Source organism: Chitinophaga horti (assembly GCF_022867795.2).
Classification (GTDB): domain Bacteria; phylum Bacteroidota; class Bacteroidia; order Chitinophagales; family Chitinophagaceae; genus Chitinophaga; species Chitinophaga horti.
Genome location: NZ_CP107006.1, coordinates 2,761,575 through 2,781,355 on the forward strand (window position 1 = coordinate 2,761,575; position 19,781 = coordinate 2,781,355).

General features: G+C 51.8%; 14 protein-coding genes. 8 read left to right on the forward strand and 6 right to left on the reverse strand.

The features are described from left to right. Window positions 1-6: 6 nt before the first annotated feature. Both MKQ68_RS11090 and MKQ68_RS11095 read right to left on the reverse strand, forming a co-directional pair. On the reverse strand, window positions 7-984 hold the full coding sequence (locus tag MKQ68_RS11090) for a FecR family protein (protein ID WP_264283358.1): 978 nt from the start codon (window positions 982-984) through the stop codon (window positions 7-9). An 80-nt stretch (window positions 985-1,064) separates the two neighbouring features. Beyond that, window positions 1,065-1,649 (reverse strand): RNA polymerase sigma-70 factor, encoded by a 585-nt coding sequence (locus MKQ68_RS11095; RefSeq protein WP_244843126.1) that lies wholly within the window; start codon window positions 1,647-1,649, stop codon window positions 1,065-1,067. Window positions 1,650-1,925: 276 nt separating this feature from the next. On the opposite strand from MKQ68_RS11095, the gene MKQ68_RS11100 reads away from it, so the two are divergent. From MKQ68_RS11100 to MKQ68_RS11115, 4 genes are read left to right on the forward strand one after another with little or no spacing between them, the layout of a single operon-like run. Next, complete coding sequence (locus tag MKQ68_RS11100; protein WP_244843127.1) at window positions 1,926-2,249, forward strand: ArsR/SmtB family transcription factor; 324 nt, start codon at window positions 1,926-1,928, stop codon at window positions 2,247-2,249. 7 nt (window positions 2,250-2,256) lie between these two features. After that, window positions 2,257-2,724 (forward strand): SRPBCC domain-containing protein, encoded by a 468-nt coding sequence (locus MKQ68_RS11105; RefSeq protein WP_244843128.1) that lies wholly within the window; start codon window positions 2,257-2,259, stop codon window positions 2,722-2,724. 6 nt (window positions 2,725-2,730) lie between these two features. Then, window positions 2,731-3,114: a DoxX family protein gene (locus MKQ68_RS11110; protein WP_244843129.1), complete on the forward strand. Its 384-nt coding sequence runs from the start codon at window positions 2,731-2,733 to the stop codon at window positions 3,112-3,114. A 10-nt stretch (window positions 3,115-3,124) separates the two neighbouring features. Continuing rightward, complete coding sequence (locus tag MKQ68_RS11115; RefSeq protein WP_244843130.1) at window positions 3,125-3,703, forward strand: YdeI/OmpD-associated family protein; 579 nt, start codon at window positions 3,125-3,127, stop codon at window positions 3,701-3,703. Window positions 3,704-3,711: 8 nt separating this feature from the next. Here MKQ68_RS11115 and MKQ68_RS11120 read toward each other — a convergent pair whose 3' ends face one another. From MKQ68_RS11120 to MKQ68_RS11130, 3 genes are read right to left on the reverse strand one after another with little or no spacing between them, the layout of a single operon-like run. After that, on the reverse strand, window positions 3,712-4,005 hold the full coding sequence (locus tag MKQ68_RS11120) for a hypothetical protein (protein ID WP_244843131.1): 294 nt from the start codon (window positions 4,003-4,005) through the stop codon (window positions 3,712-3,714). 56 nt (window positions 4,006-4,061) lie between these two features. Beyond that, window positions 4,062-5,192, reverse strand: a complete 1,131-nt coding sequence (locus tag MKQ68_RS11125; protein WP_264283359.1) for a BCCT family transporter — start codon at window positions 5,190-5,192, stop codon at window positions 4,062-4,064. Window positions 5,193-5,242: 50 nt separating this feature from the next. Continuing rightward, a complete protein-coding gene (locus tag MKQ68_RS11130; RefSeq protein WP_264283360.1) occupies window positions 5,243-5,797 on the reverse strand; it encodes a DUF4256 domain-containing protein in 555 nt (184 codons plus the stop codon). A 176-nt stretch (window positions 5,798-5,973) separates the two neighbouring features. On the opposite strand from MKQ68_RS11130, the gene MKQ68_RS11135 reads away from it, so the two are divergent. Together MKQ68_RS11135 and MKQ68_RS11140 are read left to right on the forward strand one after the other, a co-directional pair. Then, entirely contained in the window at window positions 5,974-9,201 is a 3,228-nt protein-coding gene (locus MKQ68_RS11135) for an AsmA-like C-terminal region-containing protein (RefSeq protein ID WP_264283361.1), read from the forward strand. Between the two features lie 34 nt (window positions 9,202-9,235). Continuing rightward, window positions 9,236-11,866, forward strand: coding sequence for a glycoside hydrolase family 3 N-terminal domain-containing protein (locus tag MKQ68_RS11140; protein ID WP_264283362.1), 2,631 nt, complete (start codon window positions 9,236-9,238; stop codon window positions 11,864-11,866). Window positions 11,867-11,923: 57 nt separating this feature from the next. Here MKQ68_RS11140 and MKQ68_RS11145 read toward each other — a convergent pair whose 3' ends face one another. After that, complete coding sequence (locus tag MKQ68_RS11145) at window positions 11,924-12,118, reverse strand: hypothetical protein (RefSeq protein ID WP_244843137.1); 195 nt, start codon at window positions 12,116-12,118, stop codon at window positions 11,924-11,926. A gap of 230 nt (window positions 12,119-12,348) precedes the next feature. Here MKQ68_RS11145 and MKQ68_RS11150 point away from each other — a divergent pair, with 230 nt between their 5' ends. Beyond that, window positions 12,349-19,269 (forward strand): autotransporter-associated beta strand repeat-containing protein, encoded by a 6,921-nt coding sequence (locus MKQ68_RS11150; protein ID WP_264283363.1) that lies wholly within the window; start codon window positions 12,349-12,351, stop codon window positions 19,267-19,269. Between the two features lie 109 nt (window positions 19,270-19,378). Further along, window positions 19,379-19,777 carry an EthD family reductase gene (locus tag MKQ68_RS11155; protein ID WP_264283364.1) on the forward strand — a complete coding sequence of 133 codons (399 nt, stop codon included), beginning with the start codon at window positions 19,379-19,381 and terminating at the stop codon, window positions 19,775-19,777. The last annotated feature ends 4 nt before the right edge of the window (window positions 19,778-19,781 follow it).

A 19,781-nucleotide genomic window follows, 5' to 3' on the forward strand; every position in this document is an offset into this window, starting at 1 on the left:
TATAGGTTACTGAATCAGCACATCCCGGCCATTGATCTTATAACTGAAACCGCTTCCCGCGGCAAGTGTCTGCAAGGTTTTATCTAAAGGCGCGCTGCCGAAGAGCGTGACCGTAATTTTCGCTGTTGCTTTTTCTGAAGACACAAAGCTGATCTTCACATTATACCAGCGTTCGAGATCCGCCGCCACTTCTTGTAAAGACTGACTATTAAACATCAGTCTCCCCTTCTGCCAACCTTCTATATCCGCTACGGCTACATCCGCCAGTTGGGCGTTACCGCTGTTCCAGGTCATTTGTTTACCGGGTGTCAGCACCGCCAGTTCCCTTTCTTCATAGTCCACACGCACCTTCCCGGTAGCTACCGCTACGGATAATGGTTTACCGCCAAAAGCACTGATCTTAAAAGAGGTACCCAGTACCGTCGTAGCTACGCTCCCCGTGCGTACAACGAAAGGGTGCGCAGGATCTTCCGCCACTTCAAAGTAAGCCTCTCCCGTGAGCGATATTTCGCGTTTTTCGCCGGTGAAGGCTTCGGGATAATCCAGGCGACTGCCAGCCCCCAGGTGGATCACCGAGCCGTCGGCCAGGTGAATGATCGCCCGCTGGCCCTGTGGATTGTTTTTATATAGCAGTGCTACGGATTGTGTAGCCGGTTTATGCATACGTAACAACGTAAATCCACCCACGCCGGCGAGTACCGCAGCACCGATGGCCGCGTATCTCCAGATGCCCATCGGGCGTATTTTAGCGCCGCGGCCCATACGGCTACGCATACGTGCCGACCAGGCCGCTTTTTGCACCTCATCTTCTGGTGCCTGCATGCTTAGTTCCATGTCGGCCTCCAACCGACTGGCCAGCACGGCATTCAGCGCAGCGTCGCTGCCAGGTTGTTGCAGGTATATTTCCACCAGTACTACCTCTTCGGGTGTGCAGCGGTTATCCAGGTATTTTTCCAGTAATGCTTTGGTAACAGTATTTGCCATGTTATACAGGTAGTATTGCCTACCTACTATATAAAGGCCATAAATAAGTGCGAGGGGCTAATCTTCCGCAAAATATTTTTTCAAAGAAAGAAGATCAGCAGTGCAAGGGTTGTAATATCTGTATAGTCCTTCAGTTCATCTCGCAAGTAAGCAAGGGACGCTTTGATATGGTTCTTCACCGTAAACACCGATAAATCCAGTTCCCTGGCTATTTCCGCGTGCGACAAATCATTGTGACGGCTCATCCTGAACACCTTTTGGCGTTGCGAACTGAGCGTGTTCAGCTTTTCGTGGTAAGCCTCCTGTAATTCATTGTGACGGATGCGGTTATCAGCATCTTCCGTATAAGGATCACTGGCAAAATCGAGTGGTACCGTATTCGTTTGATGACGGGTTAACGCTTTGATAATGGCGTGCTTCATCGCGCGGAACAAGTACGGTGCGAGCTGCACATCAACAGGCAACTGTTCGCGTTTGTCCCACAGCCAGAACATGAGGTCCATCATGGCTTCCTCGGCCAGCGCCTCGTTCTTCATGTACTTTAATCCATAATGATACAACTTACCGGAATAGCGATCGAACAACACATCAAAGGCCCTGGTATTGCCTTTTCTGCATTCATTCAACAACGATACATCTGATTGTTCCGGTAAACTTGATCGCATGATTCTTTGAACACTTTGTTCCCCGTACAAACTTAAGATCAAAAAAGAGTAGTGCGTATTAACGCTGTATTAACTTTTGCGCGTTGTTCGCCGGAAGACTACCCAAAACGATATTCTCCCGGCGGTCGCACGGACAGAAAGGAATGATCACTCGTTAACCCTCATCATTGCGAGCAAAGGGAAACGGACTTCCACATCAGTCACGAAGTAGTCTCCACAAAAAATATTTGCGTAGTCAAATAACTACACATATATTTGTAGTCAAATAGCTACACAATGAACCTGAGAAGAGATGTATTCCAAGCGATTGCAGATCCCACGCGCCGGGCAATTCTATTGCTCGTCGCCTCACAGTCAATGACGGCGGGCGCGATTGCGGCTAATTTTGATACGGCGCGGCCTACTGTATCCAAGCATTTACAGATACTGACGGAGTGCGAGTTATTGACGCAGGAGCAGAACGGGCGGGAAGTTCATTACCAGTTAAATCCACACAAAATGAAAGAGATCGCCGATTTCCTCGAGCCCTTCCGCCAGTTGTGGGACGATCGCTTTAACAAGCTGGAGAGCATTATGAAAAACTACAAACCTAAAAAATAACAGCATCATGGAACGCAAAACAAAACTGGACGCACAGGAAGGCAAACATGACCTGGTGATCACCCGCGAATTTGAACTGCCGGTGGAACTACTTTTCAAAGCCTATGTGGAACCAGAGATCGTAGAACAGTGGATGGGCACCAAAGTGCTGAAGCTCGAAAACAAACGCCACGGCGGCTGGGAGTTCGAAACCAGCGATCCACAGGGCAAGGTGATGGTGAGCATGCATGGCGTGATACATGACTTTGTACCGGAACAACTGATCGTTCGCACTTTCGAAATGAACAATACGCCTTTTCCACCCCAGCTGGAGTTCTTAACCTTCGAAGCGCTCTCCGAAGACAGGAGCAAACTCACGATGCAAATCGTATACAAGTCCGGCGCCGACCGCGACACGATGCTCAAAATGCCATTCGCCTACGGCATTAATATGGCGCACGATAAACTGCAGGAAATTGTTGCTAAACTTAAATAATACGTTATGACAAAAACGCAAAAGATCATCTACTGGGTAGCGACGCTTTGGCTGGCATTAGGTATGGTAAGCACGGCAGTCGTGCAGTTACTTCAAATGGAAGAAGAAACGGCCTACATGTTAAAACTCGGCTATCCCGCTTACGTGCTCACCCTCGTCGGCATCTGGAAAATACTGGGTGTCATCACTATTCTTGCCCCGCGTTTACCGCTATTGAAGGAATGGGCGTATGCCGGTTTCTTTTTCCTCACCACGGGCGCAATCTTCTCACATATAGCCGCCGGTGATGCTTTCACTACCATCTTACCTTTGTTGCTGCTGCTCGCGTTAACCGTGTTATCGTGGTACTTCCGTCCGCTGCAAAGAAAACTCGTTCCTGTTCACGCATAAATCCATCGGTATGAATCCAAAGGTTGATTTCTTTTTCGCCAAAGCCAAAAAATGGCAGGAGGAATATGAACAATTAAGAATGATCATCCTCGCGACTGGTCTTACGGAAGAACTGAAGTGGGGCGTGCCCTGCTACACTTACGAAGGCACCAACGTGGTATTGATCCATGGGTTCAAAGATTACTGCGCCATCCTGTTTCACAAAGGCGCTTTGATCAACGATGTGAACGGCGTACTGATACAGCAGACGGAGAATGTACAGGCAGCGCGACAAATGCGTTTCAAAAGTCCTCAGGAAGTAAAGAAACTCACCCCTGTTATTAAATCATACATCGCGCAGGCCATCGATATAGAACGCGCGGGATTGAAGCCTGTCCTGAAAAAGACGGCCGGGTTTACCATGCCTGAAGAGTTTCAGCAACGGCTGGATAAGGATGCTGTGTTGAAGCAAGCCTTCGAAGCATTGACCCCAGGCAGGCAGCGCGGCTACCTGTTGTATTTCGCCTCCGCAAAGCAGGCTAAAACGCGGCAGTCGAGGATTGAGAAGTACGTGCCGCAGATCCTGGCGGGAAAGGGATTGGAAGATTGATGCGGCGACTATCTCCCGTTCGCATTATTACTAATAAAGATCTCGTTCGCCTCTTCCGAAATGATCTCCAAAAACCGCTCGTAGTGCTTCAGCACATCGCTGATTAACTCGTTCTTCTTAAAGTACTGCACATCATACCCTTCCCGCGCATCACCGAAGTAAGTCTTCGGATAATAGGTCATATTGTCCGGCAGTTCGGGCAGGTTCTCTTCCGTCATCACAAACTCTGAAACGACTTTAGTCTGCGTTTTGATGTCGTAGACGAAGTTATTGACCACATCGTGCGGGATCTCTATCTCCATACGACCAGGTTCGCTATTGATGTTGACAGTGATACCATTAGCTGCAAACTCCTGCTTCAGCTCAAAGAAGGCCTCGCGGACACACCGAAAACAGTCATCCAGATGAAATTGAATAACGTTGGGAGGATCAGTACCGCGCCGATAAACTCACGAATGGTACGACCCTTCGAAATCCTCGCGATAAACAGGCCCACAAAAGGCGCCCAGGAAATCCACCACGCCCAGTACAGGATACTCCAGTTATAAAACCAGGGCAGCGTTTCCTCGTCATAAACATGCGTATCGAAGGTGATGTTAAAGAAGTTATTGATGTAGTTGCCAATTCCCTCCGTGAAACTCCCGATCAGGTAAACCGTGGGGCCGGCAGCAAAAACGAACAACAGCAGGGCGATGGCCACGGCGATGTTGGTGTTACTGAGTATCTTAATGCCTTTATCTACGCCTGAAACTGAGGAATAAACGGATACGCTCACCAGTAACACCACGATAATAACCTGGTACAGGAAGGATGTTCCCGGCACAAAATTCATGATCGACAACCCGGCATTGATCTGCACCACGCCAAATCCTAATGTAGTCGTAATCCCGAAGAATGTACTGCACAAAGCAAATACATCGATCGCGCTACCCCATCTCCCGTTCACCTTATTTTTCAATAATGGATACAGGCAACTGCGCAACGATAAGGGCAAACGGTAACGGTAAGCGAAATAAGCAAGGCTCAATCCCACCAGGCCGTAAATCGACCAGGCATGAATCCCCCAGTGAAAGAACGTATACAACTGCGCGTTCTTCGCCCGGTTGATGTAGTGATTCCCCGCAAAAGCTTCCGTCGTGTAGTGCGACATGGGCTCTGCCACGGCGAAGTACATCAACCCAATGCCCATACCGGCAGCGAACAGCATGGATATCCAGGAGAAAAAGGAATGTTCGGGCTTACTGTCGTTGGCGCCCAGCCTGATCTTGCCATAGCGGCTGAACATCAGGTACAACATGAAGATCACGAACAGCGTAACCGACCACACATACACCCAGTTCAGTTTAACAAAGATGAACTGTTTTACTTTGTCAAGTGCGCCTTCTGTTGCTGCAGGGAAAAGCATGGAGCAAAGGCAGACCCCTATGATAAAGGTTAAACCAGGAATAGTAACCCCTTTATCAAAGGTGGATTTAGTGTAGCGTGCCATCTCGATTGTTTTGGTGATCGGTTCTATGGCACGAAAGTACGGATTATTGGCTAGACCCTCAGCGAACCGCGGAATCCGCGTACCCCATAGTAGGAAGATGCACCATTATGATACACGAATACATGATCGTACCGGCGGTCGCAGAACAACGCGCCACCTAACTTGCGGATGGCCGGAGGCGTTAGTATCCAGCTGGAAGTTTTAAGATCGAACTCGCCAAGCTCCTGCAGTTCGCGGTACTGTTCTTCCGTGAGCATGTCGACGCCCATTGCGTTTGCCATATCCATGGCACTATCCGCCGGTTTATGTTCCTTGCGGGAGTCGAGGGCGGCGCGGTCGTAACAAGTGTTGCGGCGGGCTTTAGGGCTTTCGGCGGCGCAATCGAAAAAGATATATTCACCGGTTTTCTTGTCAAATCCTACCACATCCGGCTCTCCGTCGGTAATATCCATTTCCTGCAGCGACCATAATTTAGCGGGATGCGCTTCCAGGCGGGCCTGCACATCTGCCCATTTAATACCCTTGTGGCGTTGCATATTTTTCTCAAAACGGGTTTGTAAGATGTTGAGCAGTCCTTTACGCTCGTCGGCAGATAACTTTTTCATGGATAAATCAGCAGTTTACAACGCTATAATACAACAATTGCGCTAAAATATGTTAACACTACCTTAGCAGATTATTCGTTTACTTTGACAAGGAAACAAAGCTCATATAACGTTATCTTGTTATCTACAAGTGATTAATTACTATATTTGCAGAGATATAACGGAACCCGACGACCATGCCTAAAGCCAACAAACTGAGAAAACGAGTATTAAAGGGACTTCTTATTGCAGCGATCAGCTTTGCGGCGATCATCGGCCTCGCTGCCATCCTGCTCTTTACGCAGCAGCAACGGCTTACTAACCTGGCCATCACAGAGCTGAATAAACAGTTTAAAGGAGAACTCACGATCGAACGGAGTAACATCGACCTGTTCAAGAACTTTCCTTATGTGTCGATCGGACTGCATGCTGTAAAGTTTTACGGCAACAAACAACGCAACGGCAAACCGATCTACCAGCTGGAGCATGCCTACGCAGGGTTTAGTCTGCCCGACATCTTCAAAGGTAAATACAACGTACGCCGCATCGTACTCCGCGGCGGGTATGTGGAACTGGTGCGCGGGCGCGACGGGAAACTGAATATCACGGAGGCGAAGAACCTTTCCTCCGACACGACTACAGCACCTTCTACCGATACGAGCGACCTGGAAATTCATTTAAAGAAGATGGTGATCCGCGACCTGAACATCGCGTTTACCGACCGCGCCAGCGGCCGTCGCTTCTCGACCCATATCAATAAACTAACTACTGGATTCAGCACCACGGCCGACCTGCTCGACATTTCGCTGGAAACGGATATGCTGCTGGACATGACGAGTCCGACCGACACGACGTTCTTCCGCCACAAGAAATTTGAGCTGGACATTGCCGCCCGGTACGACAAGATCAAACAGCAACTGGCGCTCCCCGAAGGTGGCATCCAACTGGAGCAGGCCAAATTCACCATTACCGGAACGGCCGACCTGCTGCAAAAACTGGTAGACTTCAAAGTACACGCCGCCGAACCGGACATGAAGCTGGTATCGGCCTTTATACCACAAGACCTCGACTCGATGTTGAGGCCCTTTAAATACGACGCCACCCTGTACCTCGACGGTATCGTAAAAGGCCATTATTCGGACACACAGCTCCCGCTGATAGAAGTCACTTTTGGTTGTAAAGACGCTTATTTTCATAACACCGGGGCAGACCGGAAAGTAGACCAGGTAGGCTTCAGCGGCTTTTACACCAATGGCCCCGAACACTCCCTGCGTACGTCCGAACTGCGCATGACCAACGTACTGGCAAGGCCCGGACAGGGCATTTTCGACGGCAACTTCATCGTACGGGACTTTACCGATCCAAAAGTAATCGCGCAATTACGCTCGCAGCTGGAATTACAGTTCATCGGCGAGTTCCTCGGCATTCCCGACCTGGAGCATATCAGCGGTACGGTTAAACTCGACATGAATCTCAACGAATTCACCGATCTCAGTATGCCCGAACAGGCGTTGCATAAGCTGAAAGATGGTGTGCAGAGTGAGCTCACCGTCACCAATCTGTCTTTCAGCGCACCTAATGTACCCTACATCATCCGCGACCTGGACATGCACGCGGAAATGAGGGACAATAAGATCACGCTTGATACCATGCGCGTAAAAATGGGCAACTCCGACCTGCGCATGAACGGCGCCATCAGTGATTTGTCGGCGCTGTTACATGGCCACGATAAACCGGTCACGGTTACACTAAATGCGAGCAGCGATAAACTGGTGTTGAAAGAACTATTCGCCTATGATACCGCCCTGGCCCGCAAACTCACCGAAGAAGTTAATGGCTTTAACATCGGCGTGTCGCTCGCGACCTCCGTAAAGGAATTACGCCATCCTTCTCCCCTGCCGCGTGGCGAGTTCCAGTTGAAACAATTACGTGCATCCTTTAAGAAATACCCACATGCATTCCATGACCTGGGCTTTTCGCTGCGCATTAATGATACGGCTTTGTTGCTGAAAGACTTTGCAGGGATGATAGATCAGTCGGACTTCCACCTCAGTGGCCGTGTAATCAACTACCAGCTTTGGTTCCAGGGGCACAAGAAAGGTAAAACACAGGTAGCTTTCGACTTCAAATCGAACCGGCTGGCAATGGCGGACTTACTTGGCCCGATCAGTAAAAAATATGTACCGGCAGGCTACCACGAGGAGGAAGCGAGCAACCTATGGTTCCGTGCCCGTGCTGACTTGCGTTATGATACGACCTTCAGGTTCGCGAAAGTGAAGATCGCCAACGTTTCCGTTGCGCTGAAGCAACATAAGTTCAACGTAGAAAAGGTCAGCGGCAACATCCTGTATGGTTCTAACAAAATTATTAAAGTAGATACGCTTAAAGGCATCATAGGCCGCAGCGACTTCGACCTGAACCTGCGGTTATATAGCGGTAAAGACACTACGCTGAAGAAACGCACGAACTACCTGTACTTCAGCTCCCGATTCCTGGACATCGACCAGCTGACGGGCTACAGCTTTGTACCGGCCAGCAATGAGCCAGCGCCCGCTACGGCCAAAAACGCGGCGAAGAAACCGGATTCCTCCGCGCATGCAAAAGCCTATAACATCTTCGAGATGCCCTTCCCGGTATTCGAGGTGAAGGCGGACATTGGACGGATAAAGTACAATAAACTCTGGATCAAAGGGCTGACCACGAAGCTGCGTATGCAGGAAGACCATTACGTACACCTCGACACCCTCGGCATGCAGATCGCCGACGGCGCCATCGGCATGCGTGGCTACCTGAACGGCAGCGATCCGCACAAGATCTACTTCCGTAGCCGGATAAAAGTAAACGATGTGGACCTGGAAAAACTCATGATCAAACTCGATCACTTCGGGCAGGACCTCGTAATCAATAAAAACATCAAAGGCCGCATTACCGGCAATATCAGGAGCCATGTGCAACTCCACCCCGACTTCGTACCCTTGTTGAGCGACAGCAAGGCCGAGCTGGACGTGGCGATCTATAACGGCAGCCTGGTCGACTTTGCTCCCATGCAGGCCATGGCAGGCTACTTCAAGGATAAAAACCTGCGCAACGTACGCTTCGACACGCTGAAGAACGTGCTCACATTTACCAACGGGCAGCTGAACATCCCTACAATGAACATCAACTCTTCCCTGGGCTTTATGGAAATATCCGGCAGGCAGTCGCTCGACCTCAAAATGGAATACTACATGCGTATACCGATGAAGATGGTGACCAAAGTAGGCTTCCAGGCGTTATTTGGGCGCAAAGAAGCCGAGGTGGACCTGGAGCAGGTAGACGAGATAGAGTACCGTGATAAGGACAAAAAGGTGCGCTTCATGAACGTGAAAGTGAGCGGTACGCCCGACGACTTCAAAGTGGGGCTTGGGAAGTCGAAGAAATCGTAAAATGCTCTACCTTAGTAAATTATTCGCATACATCATGTTACGTATTTTACTAGGGGCATTACTCTGTACCGCCATCTGCCAATCGGGACAAGCACAACAACTCCCGTACAAGAACAAAAACCTGCCGGTTGAACAACGTGTGAAAGATCTGCTGGCCCGCATGACGCCGGAAGAGAAGTTCTGGCAGCTGTTCATGATACCCGGCGACCTGGACAAGGCCACGCCTGGTCAGTACAAAAACGGCCTGTTCGGCTTCCAGGTGAGCGCCGCCAGTACGGGCGCCGGTGAGGCAGCGCAACAGTTATTAAGCTACAACAGCAGCCGCGAGAACGCCCTGCAACTCGCAAAGAAGATCAACAGCATTCAAAAATACTTCGTGGAGCAAACCAGGCTGGGTATTCCCCTCCTGTTTTTTGATGAAGCCTTACACGGCCTGCTGCGCGACAGCGCCACGTCCTTCCCCCAGGCTATCGGCCTGGCCGCTACCTTCGATACGGCGATGATGCGTAAAGTAGCCGGTGCTATTGCCGACGAAACCAAACAACGCGGCATCCGCCAGGTGTTGACACCCGTGGTGAACCTCGCCAGCGATGTGCGCTGGGGACGGACGGAAGAAACTTATGGGGAAGATCCATTCCTGGTTTCGGAAATGGGCGTCGCATTTGTGAGCGCTTTCGAAAATAAGAACGTAGTGACTACGCCGAAACACTTCGTTGCGAATGTAGGCGACGGTGGCCGCGACAGCTACCCCATCAACTTTACCGAACGATACCTGGAGGAAACCCACTTCCTGCCGTTTAAAGCCTGCTTTGAAAGAGGCGGCAGCCGGTCTGTTATGACCGCTTACAATTCGGTAAACGGCAAAGCTGCCACAGCCAATTCCTGGCTGCTGACGGACAAACTAAAAAAGGAATGGGGCTTTAATGGCTTCGTCATCTCCGATGCCGGCGCTACGGGCGGTACATTAGTCTTACATCATACTACGAAAGACTATCCCGAATCTTCTAAAGACGCGATAGAAAATGGCCTGGACGTTATCTTCCAGACGGATTACTCCCATCATAAACTATTCGACCCACACTTCTACGACGGCCAACTTGCACAGCAACGCATTGACGATGCCGTGGCCCGCGTGCTGCGTGCGAAATTCGAACTGGGTTTGTTCGATCAGCCTTATGTAGATGAAAAAGAAGCCGCGAAACAATATCCGCACAAGCCTATTGCGAAACAGGCGGCGCTGGAGTCGATGGTATTACTCAAGAACGAAGGCAATAACCTTCCTTTATCTGCCCGTAACATCGCGTTATTAGGTATCGATGCGGAAGAAGCAAGATTAGGCGGATATAGCGGTCCGGGCACCCGTAAAATATCGATTTTACAGGCGCTGAAGGCACAACACAAAGGCATTACCTACGCTCCTGGCCCCGGCCGTGCGGAGCATGCCTGGGAAACCTTGCCTGCAGCATTGTTATCGCACTACGAAGGCAGCTCGCACGTGAAAGGTTTGCAATACAGCCTTTACAACAATATCAATCTGAAAGGTACACCCATCCAGCAAGGCGTGGATGAGCGCATCGACAAATACTGGACGTTCATGCGCCCGAGCGAAAAACTCACGCAGGATTTCTATTCCGTAAAATGGGAAGGCGTATTTACACCCGATAGTACCGGTACTTATAAGATCGGCCTTAGTGGAAATGATGGTTACCGCCTGTACCTCAACGATCAGCTGCTGATCGACAACTGGTCGAAGGCGTCGTTCCATACGCAACTGGCAGCTTATCAATTTGAAAAGGGTAAACGTTACCCGATCAGGATAGAATTTTACGAAGCCGTGGGCAATGGTAAAATTCAGCTCGTGCTGGAGAAAAAAGATCCACGCGAAACCTTGTTACGTGAGGCCGTAGCCACTGCCAGTAAAGCCGATGCCGTGGTGATCGTCGCGGGCATTGAAGAAGGCGAGTTCCGTGACCGGGCGATGCTTTCGCTTCCCGGTATGCAGGAGCAACTGATCAGGGAAGTAGCAGCTTTAGGCAAACCGGTTACCGTTGTATTGATTGGCGGTAGCGCCATCACGATGAGCAACTGGAAAGATAGTGTAAACAGCATCCTCATGGCCTGGTACCCCGGCGAAGAAGGCGGCAGTGCGGTGGCAGATGTGTTGCTTGGCAAATACAATCCGGCCGGCCGTTTACCGATTACCTTCCCGGTGCATGAAGCACAACTGCCGCTGGTGTACAATCACCAACCGACAGGCCGCGGCGACGATTATAACAACCTGAGTGGCCGTCCGCTGTTCCCGTTTGGGTACGGATTGAGTTATACTACTTTTGCGTACGAAAACCTGCAAATTAAACAGGGTGCACCTGCTTCCGTTAGTTTTAATCTGACGAACACCGGCAAAGTTACCGGCGAAGAAATCCCGCAATTATACATTCGCGACAACCTGGCATCGCTGGCACAACCAATCATGTCCCTGAAAGGCTTTCAACGCGTGAAACTGGCGCCTGGAGAGCGTAAGACGGTGACATTCCGTATTACGCCTGAAATGCTGCAGCTGTTGAACAAAGACATGAAGTGGGTCGTAGAACCGGGCACCTTCACGATCATGATTGGTGCTTCTTCGGCAGACGTGCGGCTCAGTGATATATTGACCATACAGTAGTTATAAAAAAGCGGGCGGAGTAAAACTTCGCCCGCTTTTTTGTACGCTGTTTCAAGACTAGCGCCCCATTCCTCTTCTCTTTTCTACGTCCTTTTTCGCAGGAGGTGCATTGTCTATATCCTGGTTGCGCGAAGGGCGCTCACTGGTGTTAGATGCTGCGTCTTTTACGCGTTGTTTCTGGCCGCTGCTTGCAGAAGGCTGGGCAGATCCTTCTTCCTGTTGAAGTTTAGGTGAAATGTGTTCTTTTCTCATAAAATAAGTTTTGGTGTCTCCTTGTGTTGAGGTTCAATTACCGTACCTAACGAACGTCCCGCTATAGCCAGCTGGCGGGAAGTTATGGCTGAGCGTGAAAAAATATCCCCGGCTACAATCGATTAAGCACGCCGTAACCTCCGGATTTCAGGATAGTGCATGACAGTCCTGCCCCTCCCGTACGCTATATTAATCTAAGCAAATCCACGATTAAAAATCTTCACGTTATTATGAAAAAACTGTACACACTACGGCAGGGATACCTGTCGCTATTCACCATGGTATTTGGCCTGTTGGCCGCCATTCCTATCCAGGCGCAAACGCTTGCCTTTCCCGGGGCGGAAGGGTTTGGCAGATACGCTACCGGGGGCCGATACGGCTCGGTGTATCACGTTACCAATTTGAACAATACCGGGCCGGGCTCGCTGCGGGATGCGGTGAGTGCGCCGGACCGGATTGTCGTATTCGATGTGGCGGGCGTGATACGTATTACGTCGCGTATTGTCGTGGCGCGCAATATCTACATTGCGGGGCAAACAGCGCCCGGCGAAGGCATTACCGTTTACGGAAATGGCTGGAGCTTTTCGAATGCAGACAATACGATCTGCCGTTACCTCCGCATTCGTATGGGTATTGTGGGCGATGATGGGAAAGATGCGAATGGTCTGGCCGAGGGGCACGATATGATTTTCGACCACTGTTCTATTTCCTGGGGGCGCGACGAAACGTTTTCGATCAACGCTGCTACGGCGAAAAACATTACAATACAGAACAGTATTATGTCGCAGGGATTGCTGACGCACTCTGCAGGCGGCTTGATGCAGGCAGACAGCATCACGCTTTACCGCAACTTGTATGCAGACAACAGCACGCGTAACAATAAGATCAAAGGCATCAACCAGTATGTAAACAATATCGTGTACAACTGGAAAGATGGCGCGTACATTATGGGCGGCGAGTCCGAAGGACATTCTTACGCCAACGCGATCAACAACGTGTTTATACAGGGGCCGGCAAAAGGCGTGGCGCCGTTTAATCTCGGCAACCTGAACTACCATATTTACGCATCCGGCAACATCCATGATAACAACCGCGATGGCGTATTTAATCCTTATGTGATACCGCCCGCTGAGTATGCAGGGCCGCCTGATTTCCAGGGCAACCCGTATCCGTACCCGACCTTACCTACCGAACCTGCAGATCAGCTGGTGAACAGTCTGCTGCCTGTAGTCGGCGCCAGTCTACCCTACCGCGATTACGCAGATTACTACGTCGTAAACGAAGTAAAATCCTTCGGCAAAAAAGGCGAACACATTGCCAACGAAAACACCTTGCCTTTCGGTGCACCTACCGGCTGGAACCTCTGGGCAGGCAATACACGCATCGACAACGATAACGACGGCATGCCCGATGCCTGGGAAAACGCCAATGGCACCAATGCTTCGGCGGACGATGCGATGACGATCCACGCATCAGGCTACGCGAATATTGAACGTTATATCAATAGTATTTCGGGGGATGATTCGCAGCCTTATTTACGTGCGCCACTGAAACTGAAACAGGATTCGGCGACACAGCAGACGATCTACCTCTCCTGGCTGGATTACACCGAAAAAGAGCAGGGCTACGCGGTAGAGAGAATGGTGAACGGTGCCTGGACACAGATTGGTACCACCGGCGTAAATGAAAGCTACTTTGCCGTAACAGGTTTACAGCCGGAGGAGTCGGACACCTTTCGGGTGAAGGCGTTTAATGCAGGCGGTTCCTCTGCTTACTCCAATGAATTCACCGGCAAATCGAAACCCGTGGAAGTGCCCGTGTTAAACCCCTCCACCTTTGCCGCTGCTTTAACCTGGACGGGCGCCATCAGCCAGGACTGGGACCTTATCACCCAAAACTGGCGCGACAGTTCCCTTACGCCGAAACCGTTTACCGATAGCAGCAGCATCACTTTCGACGGAGCAGGCGGCAATATCCATGTCATCGCCCCCATGGTTGCGGGCGATATGCTGGTGAACAGTGCAGCGAACTATAGTTTTGCAGGTGCAGGTGTTATCAGCGGTACAAAGTCCGTTAATAAGGCCGGCAGCGGTATCCTCTCCCTGCTCACTAAAAACAATTATACCGGCGCTACCGTGCTTCACAACGGCACCCTCGAACTGAATACCCTGGGTAACGGGGGCGTCGCCAGTTCGATCGGCGCATCTGCCAACTACGGTTTTAACTGGGTTTGGAAAGGCGGCAGCTGGTTATATACCGGCCCTACCACCAGCACCGACCGGAACGCCGTATTGGACAACAGCAGCGAATTTAATGTAAGCAATGCGGCCACCACCGTTACCTTCAACGGCGTGCTTACCGGCGACGGCGGATTGATCAAGGCCGGTCCAGGCAAACTCGTACTCAAAAATGCGAACCCGTATGCAGGCGAAACGATTGTGAAAGGCGGCATCCTCGAAGTGAACCCTTTGAGCAGCGCGACACTCGAAGGCAACATCATCGATAACAACCGCGGCATCGGCACTTCGCAGGTATTACGGTTGCAGAACGGCACATACAAAACCAGCGGTGGCAGTAACTCCATGTATGAGAACTATCCCCTGCACTTGTACGTGGAAGACAGTACCGTCAACGGTTTCGAGCCGTATCGGCTTGCAAACCTGTCGATGACCGTACATGGTGGCGGCACGCTCAATTACACCATTCCTTACCTGAGAGAGATCATCCAGGGCGACTGGAGCGACTTTACCGGTACGCTCGTTGCGCATGGCATTAATACAGAAGAAGCTTACAGCCTGCTGGCGATCGACAACAACAGCGGTTTTCCGAACAACAGGATCGTACTGACAGGTAACACCAAGATCGCGGCTTACAGCAACGAGCAAGTGTTTTCTATCGGCGGACTATCCGGCAACGCAGGTACCTGGTTGTCCTGCGGCGGCACTAAATCGCCGAGCTTCGGCAATGGTATCACCACTTATATTGTGGGTGGCGCCGGTACCGATGAAACCTTTAACGGCATCATCAACAATCACCTGTATGGGAATGCAGCAGAGGGTAATGGCACCACCACCCTCGTTAAAACCGGCATCGGTTTATGGCGCCTGAACGGCAACAACACCCACGCCGGCACTACGACAATCGAAGCCGGAAAACTGATCCTGAACGGCAATAATACCGGTACCGGTAAAGTAACCGTGGCAGAAGGCGCTACCCTCGCCGGCAAAGGCGCTGTGTCTGCAGCAGTGGAAGTAAACGGATTACTCGAACCCGGCGACAACTCCATCAGCACCTTCACGTTGAAAGACAACCTGGCGCTGACGTCCACCGCCACCACCGTAATCGACATTAACAAAAACAACAACACCTCCGATGTAGTCACCGTTACCAAAGACGTGACTTATGGCGGCACCCTGCAGCTCCACTTTACCGGCACGCCTGCATCGGGCGATAAGTTTAAGCTATTTAACGTCGCCGGTGCGGTGCAGGGTAACATCACCCAATTTATTCCCGCCACGCCGGGTCCCGGCCTCTTGTGGGTATTTAAACCCGCCATTGGAGAACTGGCCGTGCAAAGCCCGGACTTCGTAGAAGCGCCGTCAAACCTGACGTTGAGCGCGCCGGTAGCTGCTCCTGGTGAAGCCAACACCGTGAACTGTACCTGGACCGACAACTCCGGCAACGAGGAATATTTTATCCTCGAAAGAAGCAGTGATAATACCACTTTCATTGACATCGCACATCCCACTGCCAACACCACCGTCTACAGCGACGGCGGTTTACAAGCCGGTGTGACTTACTACTATCGCATCAAGGCATATAAATCCGTATACAGCGCCGTTGCAGCCGTGACCACTCCGGCCGCCGGCACACTGCCCGTACCCGCCTTTAGTCCATTGCCTGCTACCGGTGCGGGCAACATCCTGCTGAACAACCAGCCGCTCACCCTGGGCTGGAGCAGTAACTATGCGGACACATACGAAGTGTACCTGGGTACTGACACTAATAATCTCGTGAATATCGGCAACGTCGCTAACACCACCTTCACGCCTACAAACCTGGAGCCTAATACCCGCTATTTCTGGCGCATTGACGGCAAGAACGGCAACGGCACGACAGTCGGTGCCACCTGGAGCTTCCAGACCGCTAACGTACCTAAAACCGTCGCCGGCGACTATCGCTCTGCCGCGAGCGGCAACTGGGGCACCAGCACCGTGAGCACCGCCATCTGGGAAAGCTTCGACGGCAGTAACTGGAACAGCACCAGCGTACCACCCAACGGCGCCGTGCCCACCGTGACTATCCGTACCGGCCATACCGTGGCCCTGAACGCTACCAGCGCCGTTAACAACCTCGTGGTGGAGAATGGCGGCACCCTGCAATCCGGCACCAGCGATGGTGGCAGCGGTACCGCATCTGCGAGAAACCTGCGTGTCATCAGCAGCGTGAACAACTTTGGCAGCGTGGGTTCCAGCTCCGCTTCCGCTAACCGCGTGAACTTCGAGGGTTATCGTGCAGAGGGTACGATTTATATCACAGGTACCAATACCTTTTACCTGAATACCTTTACCGTAAACGCTTTGGCTAAAACGGTGGAAGTCGTTATCGACGCCAACCTGAATTTATCCAGCTACATGAGGGCGAACCATTCCACCTCCACTACCCTGCCCTGGACCAGTGAATCGCAGAACGACGACAACATTACCATCACCATCAATGAAGGTAAAACCGTATCCATGGGCAGCTCCGGCTATCTGCAGGCGGGTAGCAGCCCGACGACGAATACCATTGGTGAATTTGGCAACTACACCTACAACATCAATGGTACGTTAGATATGCGGTCGACCGGTACATCGTGCGTAGTAGGACATGCTACCTTACCAAGTGTCACTACCATCAACGTAAACGGCAGGTGGCTGATGGGTAACGCGATCCGTTTCATTACTAATGCCACTACGGCGCCAACCGGCTCCGTATCACTGAATATCGGCAACAATGGTGTAGCCGATGCCGGTGCGCGGACGATCGGCTCCAGCAATACGGCCACCAATATCGTCGTAACAAATAACAACTTCGGGCAAGTCGTTTTCTTTAATATCGAGGGAGATGGGCAACTGAAATCCAGAGTAGCCAACAGCGCGGTGACCTACTATGTAGGCGCAGGCAACGCGTATAGCCCCGTAAGACTGACCAACGCCGGCACCCCGGATGTCATCGGCGTGGGTGTGAAAGCCACCGTTGATTTACCCGTAACCGACAGCGCTGCGATCGTGAAGCGCCAATACAACATCACCGCACCTGCCACCGCGAACCTGACCGCAGCTTTCGGCTGGCTCCCCGTAAGCCAGGCGTCCAACTTCAGCACCGCTAACGCACTCGTACAAGGACGGTACGACAACAACACCTGGATCGAATCTGCCGCCACCCTTTCCGGTGCCGGTACAATGACCAATCCATACTACGCTGCCGCTGCGGGTCATACCGCCTTCGGCAGCTTCATAGTCGGACAATCGGGCGCGGTGAAAGACACCGAAGCACCGACCGTACGCACGAAAGACCTGGCCGTAACACTCGGTTTGAACGGCGTTGCGAACATCACCGCTGCACAGGTAAACGACAGCTCCTCCGACAACAGCGGCCAGTTCACCATGGAGGTGACTCCTTCGCAGTTTGCTACCGCCGGTATTGATACCGTAACGCTCACCGTCACCGACGCTGCCGGTAACACCGCGACTGCCAAAGCTTTGGTCACCGTGCAGAAACGTGCGGCAATCATTCGCTACACCGGCGACAGCACCGAACAGTATTCCGACAAACAAGTACTGAGCGCCGTACTGACCGACCAGGAAACAGGCACCCTGCTTAATGGCAAGACTATCCGTTTTGATTTGGGTACACAATCTGTACAATCGACTACAGACAGCATAGGCACGGGCACCGCAGCCCTGCTAATAGCGCAGCTGCCCGGCAGCTATGCCCTGCGTCCTGTATTCGAGGGCGATGCGCTGTTCCAGCCGGCGGCTGACAGCAGTGCATTTATCATTCAGCCAGAAGACGCCCGTATCACCTACACTGGCAGCACCTTCGCCGGCAATGGCTCCGCCGTTACGCTCAGCGCCACCCTCCGCGACATCACAGCCGAAACGCCTGCCACCGATCCGTTTGCGGGAGATGTAACTAAGGCAACGATCAGCTTTATCGACCGCAGCACCCAGGCCGTCATCGCGACTGTTCCCGTGGCGCCGAACGGCACTGCCACCTACACCTGGAGCGTAGACCCAGGCGCCGCTAACGCCCGGGAGTTTACCATCGGCGTAGTAGCAGGTGTCGCTTATCAACGTAACGCATCCACCGAAAACACCATTATTACCGTTGCCCGCAACAGCAACGGACTGGTAACCGGTGGCGGCTTCCTGCAACTAAACCGCTCTGCCGGCATCAAGCCAGGAGATGTGGGCAGCAGGGAAAACTTCGGTTTCCACCTGCAATACAACAGGAGTACCCGTAAACTGGAAGGCAGTTACAATACCATTATCCGCAGCAACCAGCGCGTGTACCAGGTTAAAGGCAACACACCTACCCTGCTGACCGCCACGCCTGCAATCGGCATACTGCCGGCCAAAGCCTTCTTCACCGGCAAAGCCAGCATCCACGACATCACCGATCCTTTTGCACCAATATTGGTAGAAGACAACGCCACGATGTTCGTCGATATGACCGACCGCAACGCCACCGACGCCATCGCCATCTCCGTAAGGAACCGCAACGGCAGCCTGTGGTTTGCGAGCAACTGGTACGCCATCCTGAACGCAGAACAAGCCCTGGCGGGCGGCAACATCAGCATCAACAGCAACTTCCCGCTGATACTGGCTACCCTTGGCGTTACACAGCCGGACCATACCACAGGCCTCAACGTGAGCCTGGCGCCGAATCCGACGTCGACGCATACCAACGCCGTCATCAAAGCAGATCCTGCGAAAGGCCGTATAGTCTTACACGTATACGACGCATCCGGGCATCTGTTCGAGACGAAAGAGGCGGTGCCGACGGGCAGTCCTATTTCCATCGGCGGACATTATAAGGCAGGCGTTTATATCCTGGTCGTGACGCAGGAAGGGGCGCAGCAAGTGGTGAAGTTTGTGAAACAATAGATGATTAGCGCGATAACTGCTAATACACCTGGGAGGGACGCCGGCGTCCCTCCTTTTTATTGCCAGTATTTCCGAATATTTTGAGTACATTAAACTCAAAGTTAACACCATGAAACGCAAACTCTTTCTAACACTCCTCCTGGTAACCACGTTCTTCGCGGCCTTTAGCCAGGACAAACCCGCTGCTGAGAAAGGCCTTATCAAGATTTCGGTGATGTACCCGTTCAGTGAAGGCAAAACCTTCAACATGGAATATTACGAGGCCAAACATATGCCGATGGTCGCAAAATTCCTGGGCACGAATCTCGTGAAATACACGATTGAGAAAGGCCTGAGCAGCGGGATGCCTAATCAGCCTTTGCCTTACATGGCTATCGGCACCTTTTATGTGAAGAGCCTGAGTGAATACCAGGCGGCGATTTCGCCAAACAGGGATGCGATCAGGGCGGATTTTGCGAACTATACCAATGTGGCGCCGGTGATACTGGTGAGTGAGGTGGTTAAATAAAAGA